Here is a 12,469-nt window from a genome sequence, read left to right as displayed (position 1 = left end):
GTCGGGGTGTCAGCCTCAGCTGCTTTGGATTGTGTCAATTCTACGTGGGCCACCGACGGGGTCGACGGGCCACTGCAAACGGCTTTCATCAGAAGTACCTCAGCCACACATAGCCCCAGGCCAGCGTAGTGCTGAGCAGGGTCACCACGATCCCGTACCGGGTGAACCGCCAGAAGCTGATGGGGTGGCCGGCCCGCGCGGCGATACCGATCGCCACCACGTTGGCGCTGGCGGCGATCGCGGTGCCGTTGCCGCTGAAGCAGGCGCCCAGTGCGAACGCCCACCACAGCGCCTGACCGGTGCCCGGGTCCGGCGTCTCGGCGACCATCGACCCGACCACCGGCGTCATCGTCGCGGTGTAGGGGATGTTGTCGACGAACGCGCCGACGATCGACGACCCGAACAGCAGCGCCGTGGCGGCAGCGAACCAGTTGTCGCCGAAGGCGGACTGGGCGACCGAACCGAGCGCGCCGATCACACCGGTGTGCGTCAGGCCGGCCACCATCACGAACAGGCCCATGAAGAACACCAGCGTCGGCCACTCCACCTCGGGCAGCACCTCGCCCACGTCCATGTCGGTGACCAGCAGCATGGCCCCGGCCCCGAGCAGCGCCACCACCGACGGCGCCACATGCAGCACGGAGTGCAGGGCGAATCCGACGATGACGAGGTTGAGCACCACCAGCGAGCGGACCAGCAGCCTGGTGTCCTTGATCGCCCGGCGTTCCTGAAGCGCCATCACCTCATCGAGGTGGATGTCGTCCGTACGCAGATCCTTTCGGAACAGCACCCGGGTGAACACCACGAACAGGGCGAAGATGATCAGCACGATCGGCGCCATGTGGACGAGGAAGTCGTTGAACGTCAGGCCGGCGCGGCTGCCGATGATGATGTTGGGCGGATCGCCGATCAGGGTGGCCGCGCCGCCGATGTTGGACGCCAGGACCTCGGCGATCAAGTAGGGCTGCGGGGCGATCCGCAACCGGTCGCAGATGACCAGCGTAACCGGGGCGATCAGCAGGATGATCGTGACGTTGTCGAGCACCGGTGAGGCGAACGCGGTGATCAGCATCAGCATGACCATCAGCCGGAAGGGTTTGCCCTGCGAGCGTTTCGCCGCCCAAATCGCCAGGAAGTCGAACAGTCCGGTCTGCTTCACGACGCCGACGATGACCATCATCCCGAGCAGCAGGAAGATGACGTTCCAGTCGATGCCCGCATGCTCGGAGTAGAAGACCTGCTCGCCGGGGATCAGGCCGAGCAGGGCCATCAGCCCGGCGGCGACGAGGACGGTCTTGACCTTGTCGGCCCGCTCGGTGGCGATGAACCAGAACGCGACGACGAAGATCGCCAGTGCGAGCACCGGAGCCGGCGAGAACGACACGGCCGGAGCTGCTGACACGCGCTCGCAGAGCCGGGATCAGTCGCCCGGGCCGGCGACGGCCAGACTGGTCAGCAGCCGTTCGAGGGTCACCGCACCGGTCAATCGCCCAGCGCCGTCAACGATCGCGATCAACGGACTCCGCTTGGTCGCCATCACGGTCGCGACCTCGAGCAGGGTGGCGTCGGGCGCCACCGTCGCGGGTTTCGCGACGGGTGACGGCAGGCAGTCGCCGACGGTGAGCCGCCCGGGGCCGTGCCAGAACAGGTCGGCGTGGATCTCGTCGACGGTGCGGACCAGGGCCGGATCGTCGCGGTAGGTCTCGGGGATGGTCAGGCGGAGGACCTGCGTGCCGGGCAGGACGGCGATCGGGTGGTCCGCGTCGTCGACGACGACGAGCCCGGGCAGCCGGTTGACGACCATGAGCTGCACCGCCTTGGACACCGGATCGTCCATGCGGACGGTCGGGGGCGAGACCGCGATCTCGTGTGCTTGCATGGCGACTTCATTCAATCGGGCGGTCCATCCGGTGGCCGTCGTAATCGTCATGATGCCCGTTCTCCGATCAGCGCATCGACGCGGCGTTCCAGCGACCGGACCCGGTCGGCGATGGGGCGGCTGTGCAGGATCTCCGCGACACCGTCGGCCTCGTCGGGTGCCAGCACCAGTTCCTTGGCAGGCTCGTCGCTGTCGTCGTCGTAGACGAAGACCTGCCGTTCGCCGTCGCGGGTGACCAGTACGCACAGCCGGCCACCGGCCCGGGTGACGATGTGGTGCAGCATCCCGCCGCCGGGCACCGTCGTCCGATCGATACGCATCGCAGCTCCTTATTGGTCCACCTCCATGTTCGGCAGGAGACGCGAGGGCCACCATCGGGGCTGACACCCATTTCCGGGGGGCGGTGCCGTGTATGGACATCCTCAGGCCGGGACGCCACGCTGGTGGGTATGAATCGGGCGCGCACCCCCGCGGCCGCACTGTTTCGCCGGGTCTTCTTGATCAACGGCCTCATCTTCACGCTCGGCACACTCGTCCTCGCCGTGTCACCGGCCTCGGTGTCGTCACGCATCCGGCTCACCGAGATCCCGGTCCTGGTCGTCGGTTTGGCGGTCATTCTGAGCGCCAACGCGTTGCTGCTGCGGTCCAGCCTGGCCCCGCTCGATCGGCTGACCGCGTCCATGCGACGGGTCGACCCGCCGCGGCGCAGTGACCGTGTCGACGATCGGGGCAGCGGTGATCTGCACCATCTGATCGAATCGTTCAACGCGATGCTCGACCGGTTGGAGACCGAGCGGACCACGGCCAGCGCATCGGCGCTCGCCGCGCAGGAGAACGAACGGCAGCGCATCGCGCGCGAACTGCACGACGAGATCGGGCAGACGTTGACCGTCGCCCTGCTCACGCTCAAACGTGCCGTGGACCGCGCGCCGGCGGAGATCCGCGGCGAGTTGGAGGAGACCCAGGAGACGGTGCGGGCCAGCCTCGATGAGGTGCGCGGCATCGCCCGCCGGCTGCGACCGGACGCGCTCGAGGATCTGGGACTGCAGAGCGCGCTCAATGCGCTATGCAATGAATTCGCCCAGGCGACCGGGCTTCCGGTCGTCAAACACATCGCCTTGCCTGCCGCGCGGCTGGCTCCCGACGTCGAGCTGGTCTGCTACCGCATCGCCCAGGAGTCGCTCACCAACGTCGCGCGCCACGCCGACGCCCGCAAGGTCTGGGTCGACCTGCACGTCGCCGACGATCAGGTGACGTTGCGGATCGCCGACGACGGGGCGGGCGGTGCGGGTGACGCGGGGGAGGGCGCCGGCATCAGCGGTATGCGGGAGCGGGCGCTGTTGGTCAACGCGACGCTGACGATCGCGTCTCCACCGGGTGAGGGCACCGAGGTTCGGTTGACCATCCCGTACCGCGACGGGAGCCGGTGATGCCGGCGCGGATCCTGCTCGCCGACGACCACGCGCTGGTGCGCAGCGGGTTGCGGCTGATCATCGACGCCGAACCCGACCTGCAGGTGGTCGCCGAGGCGGCCGACGGGCACGAGGCGCTCGAAGCGCTCGAGCGGACCCCCACCGATCTGGCGATCCTCGACATCGCGATGCCACGGATGACGGGTCTGCAGGCCGCCCGCGAGATCAGCCGCATGCATCCGCACGTGCGGATCCTGATCCTGTCTATGCACGACAACGAGCAGTACTTCTTCGAGGCGCTCAAGGCCGGGGCGTCGGGCTACGTGCTCAAATCTGTCGCCGACCGCGATCTGCTCGCGGCGTGCCGCGCGACGCTGCGCGGTGAACCGTTCCTGTACGCAGGTGCGGTGACGGCGCTGATCCGCGACTATCTGCACCGCGCCCGCAGCGGCGACGAACTGCCCGACACCATCCTCACCCCGCGGGAGGAGGAGGTGCTCAAGCTGGTCGCCGAGGGCTACTCGACGCGGGAGATCGCGGCGACGCTGAGCATCAGCGCCAAGACCGTCGACCGGCACCGGGCGAACATCCTCGCCAAGCTGGGTCTGCGGGATCGGTTGGCGCTCACCCGATACGCCATCCGGGCGGGACTGATCGAGCCGTGAGCCGCCCGCACGGTGAACCGCCCACGTAGCGCACCGGCAGTGCGTGGCCGAGCACCCCGATGCCTGCGCCGAGGATCGGCCAGATCGGCCAGAAGTACCAGGCCCCCGCGGCGAGCCCGACGGCCAGCCACACCGTGAGCACGATGACGACCATGGCGAGGTAGCCGGCCAGGTGCCAGCGCACCCCGCGGCGGGCGGCGCGCCGCCGCTCGGCCCGCCGCGCCGGATCGTTGCGGCGCAGGGTGGCGACCGGGAGGTCGGCGGTGAGGCTGTGCAGTTCGGTGTTGGTCTGCGCGGCGAAGGCCGCCTGCAGGCGCTGTTCGTAGTCGGGCATGTCGAGGTAGCCCTGGGCCAGCGCCAGGCCGAGCAGATTCGCGGTGCGGGTGCGGTCGTCGTCTCCGACGCGGACCGTGGTGGGGACGGTCATGATGCCTCCCGAAGTCATCTAGACAGTGGCTAGTTGCGATGGTTCGACTGTCCCACCACAACTAGGCACTGTCAAGATTTATGCCCGCGGTGTTCAGCGGTTCTCCGCGAACGCCCGCAGCGTGTCGACCTGCAGCGGGTCCAGCGACGGGCGCACCGTCTGGCGGGCGGCCTCCACGTCGGCGGCAGTGACGTCGGCGGCGTCGATCGATCGTCGCATCGCCGTCATCGCCGCCTCCCGCAGCAGCGCGACGCAGTCCGCAGCGCTGTACCCGTCGAGACCGGCGGCCAGCGTGTCGAGGTCGACGTCGTCGGCGAGCGGTACGGATTTGCCTGCGGTGCGCAGGATCTCGCGGCGCGCCTCGGCGTCGGGCGGTTCGACGAACACCAGCCGCTCCAACCGCCCGGGCCGCAGCAGCGCGGGGTCGATCAGATCGGGCCGGTTCGTGGCGCCCAGCACGACGACGTTGCGCATCGGTTCGATGCCGTCGAGTTCGGTCAGCAGCGACGCCACGACCCGGTCGGTCACCCCGGAGTCGAAGCTCTGCCCGCGCCGCGGCGCGAGCGCGTCGATCTCGTCGAGGAACACCAGCGACGGGGCGGAGTCGCGCGCCCTGCGGAACAGTTCGCGCACCGCCTTCTCCGAGGCGCCGACCCATTTGTCCATGAGCTCGGCGCCCTTGACCGCGTGCACCGACAGCCGCCCCGAACTGGCGAGGGCGCGCACCACGAAGGTCTTCCCGCAGCCCGGCGGTCCGTAGAGCAGCACCCCGCGCGGCGGTTCGATGCCGAGGCGTTCGAAGGTGTCCGGATGCTGCAGCGGCCACAACACCGCCTCGGTCAGCGCCTGCTTGGTCTCGGTCATGTCGCCGACGTCGGCGAGGGTGACCGACCCGACCGACACCTCTTCGGTGGCCGACCTCGACAGCGGACGGATCACGGTGAGCGCACCGGTGAGATCCGCCTGGGTGAGTTGCGGCGGCGCCCCGTCGGCACTGGCCCGTGCCGCCGCCCGCAGCGCCGCCTCACGCACCAGCGCGCACAGGTCGGCGATCACGAAACCCGGTGTGCGTCCGGCGATCTCGTCGAGGTGCAGTTCCTGCGCCGGGACGCTGCGCAGCAGCACCTCGAGCAGCTCCTTACGAGTGGCCGCGTCGGGCAGGCTCAGCCCGAGCTCACGGTCGCAGAGGTCGGGGTCGCGCAGGCGGGCGTCGACGCCGTCCGGCCTGGCCGAGGTCGCCACGAACGCGACACCGGGTGTCGCGACGGCGGTGCGCAGTTCGGTGAGGATCAGCGTGCCCACCGGTTCCGGCGTCGCGGGCAGCAGTGCGTCGATGTCGGTGATCAGCAGTACGCCGCCGCCGTCGCGGACCGTCGACACCGCCGACGACACCCGGTTGAGCCGGTCCTCGGCATGCAGCGCGCCGACCTCCGGACCGTCCAATTCGACGAGCCGTCGCTGGGCGCACACCGTCCGCACCAGCGTGGCCTTGCCCACCCCGGCCGGACCCGATACCAGCACGCCGAGATGCGCTGTGGCGCCGAGCGTCTCGAGCAACGACGGCTCGTCGAGGGAGAGCTTGAGCCATTCCGTGAGCCGGCCGGCCTGCGCGTGGCTGCCCTTGAGATCGTCGAAGGACACCGCCGGTCGGTCCACCGACGGTGTGGTGACGGTGGCCTCGCCGACCGCCGCGCCGTCGGTCGGGCGGGCGGACGCGGCCTTCGGCGCGGGTCCGTCACCCCAGGTGACCGACGAATTCGGCTGGATGCTCACGGTGCCCGGGGGGTCGACGCTGGTGACCGTCAGCAGTTCCGAGGTCCAGGTGATGCCCACCGACGACGCGAGCGCGGTGGTCGCCGACGACGTCGACGTGCCGGGGCCCAGATCGCGGGGGAGCAGCGAGACGGTGTCGCCGACCGTCATCACCTTGCCCAGCAGCGCCTGGCGCAGAGTGGCCGGGGAGATCGAGTTGGTGGCCAGCCGGGACCCCGACACGGTCACCGATCGTGCGCCGTAGACCGTCACCGGCGCCACGATGACGCTGCTGTTCTCGGGCAGCCCGGCGTTGGACAGCGTCACGTCGTCGAGCAGGGCGGTGCCCGTCGGCGTGCCCGGCGGGGCGATGCCGACCACCGCGGCCGTCGTCCGTGCGCCGGTGAGCGACACCGCATCCCACTCCCGGATCCCGAGCGCGGCGATCACCTCCGGATGCAGCCGGACCACCCCGCGCCGGGAGTCGAGGGCGGCGGTGTTCAACCGCGCCGTGAGCCGCAGGTGGCTCAGATTCGGTTCGCGCTCGGACAGTCCGGCCTCGGTCATGTCACCTGCCCGGTTTGCGCAGACCCAGCCGGGCCACCGAACGGCGGTGCGGTTGGGTGCGCCGGATCTCGCGACGGGAGGCGCGGCGGATCGCGCGGCGCTGCCGCGGTTTGTCATCCCACGTCTCCGGGTGGGCGGCGAGCCAGCGCTCGGTGCGCACCGCGAACGGGATGTGGATGACGTAGGCCAGGATGATCACCAGGATCACCAGGTAGCCGTAGAGGATCGAGGCGGTCACACCGATCGCCAGCAGCGCGAGCAGCGGCGCCACCATGTTCGGCGGGACCGAGAACGTGTGGATCTTGCGCATCGGGATGGTGCTGACCACCAGGAGCGAGACCCCGACCATCCAGATGACCACGGCGATCTCCGACGTCCACCAGCCGTCGCCGAACTGCATCTTCGCCGCCAGCGGGCCGATCGCGCCGATCGCACCGGCGGGCGCGGGCATCCCGACGAAGAACTCCTTGGTGTAGGCGGGCAGGTCTTCGGCGAGCATCGCGTTGAACCGGGCCAGCCGCAGCACGATGCACACCGCGTAGAGCAGCACCACGATCCAGCCGATGCGCGACTGTGACAGCAGTGTGCCGTAGACGATGAACGCCGGTGCGACACCGAAGTTCACCGCGTCGGCCAGCGAGTCGATCTCCTCGCCCATCTTCGAGGTGGCCTTGAGCATGCGGGCGATACGGCCGTCGAGGGCGTCGAGGATGGCCGCCACCGCGAGGAACGCCATCGCCTCGGTGGGCCTGCCGTCGAGTGCGAACTTGACCGACGACAGCCCGAGGCAGATCGCCGCCACGGTCATCGCGCTCGGCAGCATGCGCAGGCTGACGACGCGTTTGGGGATGCTGCGCGGCTGGATCACGGCAGCTCCGCCAGGATCGTCTCGCCGCCCACCGCGCGCTGGCCCGGCAGCACCTGGATGTCGGTGCCTTCGGGCAGGTAGGTGTCCAGCCGGGAGCCGTAGCGGATCAGCCCGTAGGTGTCGCCGATGGTCACCTTGTCGCCGGTGGTGAGGTCGCAGACGATGCGGCGGGCGACCAGGCCCGCGATCTGCACCGCGATCACCTGTGCGCCGGTGTCGGTGCGGATCACCACGCTGTTGCGTTCGTTGTCCTCGCTGGCGGCCGCCAGCTCGGCGGATCCGAACAGACCGGGCCGGTGTTCGACGGCGACCACCTCACCGCTGATGGGGATCCGCTGCACATGGGCGTCGAAGATCGACAGGAAGATGCTCACCCGCGGCACGGGCCGGGCCGGCAGGTTGAGTTCGGCGGGCGGTTCGGCGTCCTCGACCAGGCAGATCAGGCCGTCGGCGGGGGCGACCACCACACCGGGGCGGGTCGGTGGCACGCGCGGCGGATGCCGGAAGAAGGCGGCGTTGGCGCCGGCGGCGACCAGGCCCGCGCCGCGCACCCACCGGTTGCGGCGGCCCGCGGCCGCCAGCGCGAGGCCGGCGCCGATGAACGGCAGGCCGGCGGGGTGTACCGGCGGGACGGTGGTTTTCACCAGCGCCATGAACCGCTCTGGGCCGGATCTCAGGTCATCGGTGCTGGGGCGTCTGGCCATCGGCTGGATTCTACGTGCGTGGGGTGTCGGGCAGGCTAGCTCAGGTCCCATACTTCTACCCGCGATCCGGCGGGTAGCTCGCTGACGTCTTCGGGGATCTCGAGGAGGCAGTTGGCCGACGCCAGCCAGCGCAGGTGGTGTGACGCCGGGGGACCGTAGCTCGTGACCTCGCCGGTGTGCTGGTCGAACACCCCGCGCCGGAACTGGCGTTTACCGCGCGGCGACGTCAGATCCTCGGTCAGCACCGCGCTGCGGCGCGGACGTTCGGGCCGGTCCGCCCCCATCGCCGCGCGCAGCGGCGCCCGTAGGAACACCTCGAACGAGACCAGCGCGCTGACCGGGTTGCCCGGCAGGGTGATGACGGGTGTCTCCCCGACCCGGCCCGCGCCCTGCGGCATACCGGGCTGCATGGCGACCTTGGCGAACTCGACCTCGCTGGAACCAAGCGTGTCCTTGACGACCTCGTACGCGCCCGCGCTGACGCCGCCGGTGGTGACGATCAGATCCGCCTGTCCGGCGTACCGGTCCAGCGTCGCCCGGAAGGCGTCCACGTCGTCACCGGTCATCGTCGAGGCGACCACCTCACCGCCCGCCTCCCGGACGGCGGCGGCGAGCATGACGGCGTTGGACTCGTAGATCTGACCCGGCAGCAGCGGGGTGCCCGGCGCGACCAGTTCGGTCCCCGTCGACATGACCAGCACCCGCTGCGGAGCGATGACCGACAACTCGCCGAGGCCGAGCGCGGCCGCCAGACCCAGGGCCGCCGGGGTGAGCGCGACCCCGGCCCGCAGGACCGTGGTACCCGCGGTGACGTCCTCACCGGCGGTACGGACGTGCTGGCCGGCCTTGGCCGCGGACCGGATCGCGACGGTGTCGGTGGCGGCGTTCGTCGCCTCGACCGGGACCACCGCGGTCGCCCCGCGCGGCAGCGGTGCGCCGGTCATGATGCGGTGCGCCGTACCCGGTTGCAGCACCAGCGGATCGGTGCGCCCGGCGGGGATGTCCTCGGCGACCGGCAGATACACCGGCCGGTCCTCGGTCGCGTCCGCGACGTCCTCGGCGACGACGGCGTACCCGTCCATCGCGGAGTTGTCGAACCCCGGCAGCGACAACGGCGCGACGATGTCCTCGGCCAATGTGAGACCGAGCGTGGCGGCGATCGGCAGACGGACGGGTGGACGCCGCTGGATCAGCCCGGCGACGACGCGCTGGTGCTCTTCGACAGTCCGCATGTTCAGACGGGGAACGTGACGCCGGTGAGTTCCTCGGACACGCTCCACAACCGGCGCTGTGCGGCCTCGTCGTACGAGCGGGCGTTGGACTGCACGAGTTTCGGGTGGCCGCGTTGTTCCCCGATGCCGTCGGGCCCGTAGTACTGCCCGCCGCGCACGTCCGGGTCGGTGGCAGCCCGCAGTGTCGGCAACGCACCCATCTCCGGTGTCTGCGAGACAAGCCCCCAGACGAGTTCGACGGGCCGGCGGGCCACCGGCCACAGGTTGCGGGTCAGCTCGGTACTCGATGTCCCGGGATGGGCGGCGACGGCGATGGTCGGCGCACCCTTCGCCGACAGTCGGCGGTTGAGCTCATAGGTGAACAGCAGGTTGGCCAGCTTGCTCTGCCCGTAGGCGGTGACCCGGTTGTAGCTGCGCTCGGACTGCAGATCGTCGAAGTTCACGCGGCCCCACCGGTGGGCGTTGCTGCTGACGGTCACCACCCGCGACCCCTCGACGGGGAGCAGGTTGTCGAGCAGTTGGCCGGTGAGCGCGAAGTGGCCGAGGTGGTTGGTGCCGAGCTGGAGCTCGAAACCGTCCTTGGTGGTGCCCTTCTCGGTCATCATCACGCCCGCGTTGTTGATCAGCAGGTCGATCCGCGGATAGTCGGCGCGCAGCCCGTCCGCGGCCGCGCGGATGCTGTCCAGCGACGTCAGGTCGAGTTCCCGAACGGTCACGTCGGCATGCGGCAGCGCAGAACGGATGCGCTCGGCCGCGGCGCCGCCCTTGTCGGTGTTGCGCACCGCGAGCACCACGTGGGCGCCCTTGGCGGCCAGCACCGCCGCCGCCTCGTAACCGATACCCGTGTTGGCGCCGGTGATGACGGCGACACGGCCTTCCTGGTCGGGCACGTCCGCCGCAGTCCATTTGGTGTTCGCGCTCATGGGGAAACCCTACTGGCCTCCCGCCGTCGGCCCCCGATGAGCCATGCTCGGACCATGGAGTACGCGCCCCTCGTTCTGGCAGATCCCGAGCACCGGCCGAGCGCCAAGGCGCCTCTGCTGTGGGCGGCGTCCGCGGCGCTGCCGTGGCTGGTGCTCGTGGTGGCGCAGGTGGCCTGGTGGGTGACCGACCCGGCGTCGGGGTGGCTGCACGCCGTGGCGGCGGCGGGCACGGTGCTCGGCATCGTGCTGTTCGTCGGCGTCGTTCCGGTATGGCGTTATCGGGTGCACCGCTGGGCCGTCGACGCGCGTGCGGTGTACACGCGGACCGGGTGGCTGACGCAGGAGCGGCGGATCGCGCCGATCTCCCGCGTGCAGACCGTCGACACCCAGCGCGGTCCGCTGGACCGGATGTTCGGGTTGTCCAGTGTGACGGTGACGACGGCCTCGTCGGCCGGGGCCGTGCGCATCGTCGCGCTCGATGCCCCGGTGGCCGAACGGATCGTCGCGCAGCTGACCGACATCGCGGCGCTCGGCGAACAGGATGCGACGTGACGGCCCCGGCGCCACAACCGCAATGGCTGCGGTTGAGCCCCCGCATGCTGCTGGTCCATCCGGTGCACGAGGTGCTGCGGCAGGTTCCGGTGCTGATCGGGTCGGTGGTGCTCGGCTCCGCGACCGGCAATCCGTGGTGGGCGGTCGCCGCCCTGGTGGGGACGGTCGGCGTCGGGATCGCGCGGTGGTTCACCACGACCTACCGGATCGACGCCGAGGAGGTGCAGCTTCGCGCAGGTGTCCTGCAACGCCGGGTCCTGTCGGTGCCGCGCAACAGGATTCGGTCGGTCTCCACCGATGCCCGCCTGCTGCACCGGGTGCTCGGCCTGGCCGTGCTGCGCGTGAGCACCGGACAGGAGGCGCGCGGTGACGACGCGTTCGCACTCGACGCCGTCGAGGCCGCCCAGGTCCCGCATCTGCGGGCCGAACTGCTGGCCGAGTCGCTGACCATCGCCGCCGATCCCGAACACCGGGGACGGGTGCTGGCCAGCTGGCAGCCGGCGTGGCTGCGGTACAGCCCGCTCAGCTTCACCGGTCTGGCGATGATCGCCGCCGCGGCGGGTCTGCTGTACCAGGCGGGAGCCGGTGTGCTGCTGCGGGATTCGAGCCTGGCCGAGGGCGGGCGCGGCGTCGCCGAGCGGTTCGGCGTTGCGGCGACCGTGGCCGTCGTCGTACTGGCCGTGCTGGTCGGGTCCGTGGTGCTGTCGGTGCTCCGGTCCCTGGTGACGTACGGAAACCTGTTGTTGCGGCGCGACGGTGAGGTGCTGCATCTCGAACACGGTCTGCTGCGTCGACAGGAACACACCTACGACATGCGCCGGCTCCGCGGCGGCACGTTGCGGGAGCCGCTGTTGGTCAGGGCGTTCGGCGGCGCGCGGCTGGACGCGGTGATGACCGGGGTGGGCGGTGAGGGCGAGGCGTCGTTGTTGTTGCCGCCGTGCCCGGCTGCGACGGCCCGGGCGGTGCTCAGTGATCTCATCGCCGATGAGGAGGAGGTCGCCGGACCGCTGCGCAGCCACGGGGTGGCCGCGGCGCGGCGCCGGTGGACCAGGGCGCTCGCCGTGCCGGTGGCGACGGGGCTCGCGCTGGTGGTGGCGACCGTCTTGACGGCGCCGCCGATCTGGCTGTGGGCGGTGTGGGCGGTTCTCACGGTGTGCTGCGCGCTGCTGGCCGCCGACCGGGTCCGCTCGCTCGGGCACCGGGCCGGCCACGGCTGGCTGGTGGCGCGCACCGGCAGCCTCGAGCGCCGCCGCGACTGCATCGCCGGTCCGGGCATCATCGGCTGGACGGTGCGGCAGACGTTCTTCCAGCGGCGGTCCGGGGTGGCGACGCTGATCGCCGCCACCGCCGCGGGGGAGAAGGCCTACCGGGTCGTCGACGTCCCCGCCGATGCGGCGTGGGCGACCGTCGCGGCGGCGTCGCCGTGGGTGAGGGATGTCCCCTGGGCGCGTGATTGACCGGGTCCGAGTTGCACGTCGTCGGCCGCGG

13 protein-coding genes are annotated in these 12,469 nt (G+C 70.7%); 4 read left to right on the top strand and 9 right to left on the bottom strand.

Translation table 11 applies throughout. The features are described 5' to 3' along the window. Nucleotides 1–88: 88 nt before the first annotated feature. From G6N49_RS20385 to G6N49_RS20375, 3 genes are read right to left on the bottom strand one after another with little or no spacing between them, the layout of a single operon-like run. Complete coding sequence (locus tag G6N49_RS20385) at nt 89–1,402, bottom strand: ArsB/NhaD family transporter (RefSeq protein WP_011854498.1); 1,314 nt, start codon at nt 1,400–1,402, stop codon at nt 89–91. An 18-nt stretch (nt 1,403–1,420) separates the two neighbouring features. Beyond that, the gene (locus G6N49_RS20380) at nt 1,421–1,879 is read right to left on the bottom strand and encodes a CBS domain-containing protein (protein WP_011768044.1); all 459 of its coding nucleotides are present in this window, start codon (nt 1,877–1,879) and stop codon (nt 1,421–1,423) included. A 47-nt stretch (nt 1,880–1,926) separates the two neighbouring features. After that, on the bottom strand, nt 1,927–2,199 hold the full coding sequence (locus G6N49_RS20375) for a cation:proton antiporter regulatory subunit (protein WP_011768045.1): 273 nt from the start codon (nt 2,197–2,199) through the stop codon (nt 1,927–1,929). 129 nt (nt 2,200–2,328) lie between these two features. Between G6N49_RS20375 and G6N49_RS20370 the strand changes: the two genes are divergently transcribed. Both G6N49_RS20370 and G6N49_RS20365 read left to right on the top strand, forming a co-directional pair. Continuing rightward, a complete protein-coding gene (locus G6N49_RS20370; RefSeq protein ID WP_011768046.1) occupies nt 2,329–3,309 on the top strand; it encodes a sensor histidine kinase in 981 nt (326 codons plus the stop codon). Further along, entirely contained in the window at nt 3,309–3,956 is a 648-nt protein-coding gene (locus G6N49_RS20365) for a response regulator (protein ID WP_011558016.1), read from the top strand. The genes G6N49_RS20370 and G6N49_RS20365 overlap by 1 nt, the downstream gene beginning before the upstream one ends. Here G6N49_RS20365 and G6N49_RS20360 read toward each other — a convergent pair. The 6 genes from G6N49_RS20360 to G6N49_RS20335 all read right to left on the bottom strand — a co-directional run bounded on the left by G6N49_RS20360 (nt 3,916) and on the right by G6N49_RS20335 (nt 10,429). Then, complete coding sequence (locus G6N49_RS20360; protein WP_011558017.1) at nt 3,916–4,383, bottom strand: DUF1707 domain-containing protein; 468 nt, start codon at nt 4,381–4,383, stop codon at nt 3,916–3,918. The two genes, G6N49_RS20365 and G6N49_RS20360, sit on opposite strands and share 41 nt — an antisense overlap. 93 nt (nt 4,384–4,476) lie before the next feature. Further along, nucleotides 4,477–6,702, bottom strand: a complete 2,226-nt coding sequence (locus G6N49_RS20355; protein ID WP_011854499.1) for an AAA family ATPase — start codon at nt 6,700–6,702, stop codon at nt 4,477–4,479. 1 nt (nt 6,703) lies between these two features. Then, nucleotides 6,704–7,525: a CDP-diacylglycerol--serine O-phosphatidyltransferase gene (gene pssA, locus G6N49_RS20350; protein ID WP_221221784.1), complete on the bottom strand. Its 822-nt coding sequence runs from the start codon at nt 7,523–7,525 to the stop codon at nt 6,704–6,706. 41 nt (nt 7,526–7,566) lie between these two features. After that, on the bottom strand, nt 7,567–8,274 hold the full coding sequence (locus tag G6N49_RS20345; protein ID WP_011768047.1) for a phosphatidylserine decarboxylase: 708 nt from the start codon (nt 8,272–8,274) through the stop codon (nt 7,567–7,569). A gap of 35 nt (nt 8,275–8,309) precedes the next feature. After that, nucleotides 8,310–9,506: a molybdopterin molybdotransferase MoeA gene (moeA, locus tag G6N49_RS20340; RefSeq protein ID WP_083045419.1), complete on the bottom strand. Its 1,197-nt coding sequence runs from the start codon at nt 9,504–9,506 to the stop codon at nt 8,310–8,312. Nucleotides 9,507–9,508: 2 nt separating this feature from the next. Next, the gene (locus tag G6N49_RS20335) at nt 9,509–10,429 is read right to left on the bottom strand and encodes an SDR family NAD(P)-dependent oxidoreductase (protein ID WP_083045420.1); all 921 of its coding nucleotides are present in this window, start codon (nt 10,427–10,429) and stop codon (nt 9,509–9,511) included. Nucleotides 10,430–10,465: 36 nt separating this feature from the next. On the opposite strand from G6N49_RS20335, the gene G6N49_RS20330 reads away from it, so the two are divergent. Both G6N49_RS20330 and G6N49_RS20325 read left to right on the top strand, forming a co-directional pair. Next, nucleotides 10,466–10,981, top strand: coding sequence for a PH domain-containing protein (locus tag G6N49_RS20330; protein ID WP_406540057.1), 516 nt, complete (start codon nt 10,466–10,468; stop codon nt 10,979–10,981). Then, nucleotides 10,978–12,438 (top strand): PH domain-containing protein, encoded by a 1,461-nt coding sequence (locus G6N49_RS20325; RefSeq protein WP_083045421.1) that lies wholly within the window; start codon nt 10,978–10,980, stop codon nt 12,436–12,438. Before G6N49_RS20330 ends, G6N49_RS20325 begins: the two co-directional genes overlap by 4 nt. The last annotated feature ends 31 nt before the right edge of the window (nt 12,439–12,469 follow it).

Source organism: Mycolicibacterium monacense, from assembly GCF_010731575.1.
Classification (GTDB): Bacteria; Actinomycetota; Actinomycetes; order Mycobacteriales; family Mycobacteriaceae; genus Mycobacterium; species Mycobacterium monacense.
This window is presented reverse-complemented; position numbering and strand designations above follow the sequence as displayed.

What these genes read in the sequence shown, in the direction of transcription:
- G6N49_RS20380 (WP_011768044.1), bottom strand. Translation starts at nt 1,879, where the DNA reads ATGCAAGCACACGAGATCGCGGTCTCGCCCCCGACCGTCCGCATGGAC.
- G6N49_RS20375 (WP_011768045.1), bottom strand. Translation starts at nt 2,199, where the DNA reads ATGCGTATCGATCGGACGACGGTGCCCGGCGGCGGGATGCTGCACCAC.
- G6N49_RS20370 (WP_011768046.1), top strand. Translation starts at nt 2,329, where the DNA reads ATGAATCGGGCGCGCACCCCCGCGGCCGCACTGTTTCGCCGGGTCTTC.
- G6N49_RS20365 (WP_011558016.1), top strand. Translation starts at nt 3,309, where the DNA reads ATGCCGGCGCGGATCCTGCTCGCCGACGACCACGCGCTGGTGCGCAGC.
- G6N49_RS20360 (WP_011558017.1), bottom strand. Translation starts at nt 4,383, where the DNA reads ATGACCGTCCCCACCACGGTCCGCGTCGGAGACGACGACCGCACCCGC.
- G6N49_RS20355 (WP_011854499.1), bottom strand. Translation starts at nt 6,702, where the DNA reads ATGACCGAGGCCGGACTGTCCGAGCGCGAACCGAATCTGAGCCACCTG.
- pssA (WP_221221784.1), bottom strand. Translation starts at nt 7,525, where the DNA reads ATGCTGCCGAGCGCGATGACCGTGGCGGCGATCTGCCTCGGGCTGTCG.
- G6N49_RS20345 (WP_011768047.1), bottom strand. Translation starts at nt 8,274, where the DNA reads ATGGCCAGACGCCCCAGCACCGATGACCTGAGATCCGGCCCAGAGCGG.
- moeA (WP_083045419.1), bottom strand. Translation starts at nt 9,506, where the DNA reads ATGCGGACTGTCGAAGAGCACCAGCGCGTCGTCGCCGGGCTGATCCAG.
- G6N49_RS20335 (WP_083045420.1), bottom strand. Translation starts at nt 10,429, where the DNA reads ATGAGCGCGAACACCAAATGGACTGCGGCGGACGTGCCCGACCAGGAA.
- G6N49_RS20330 (WP_406540057.1), top strand. Translation starts at nt 10,466, where the DNA reads ATGAGCCATGCTCGGACCATGGAGTACGCGCCCCTCGTTCTGGCAGAT.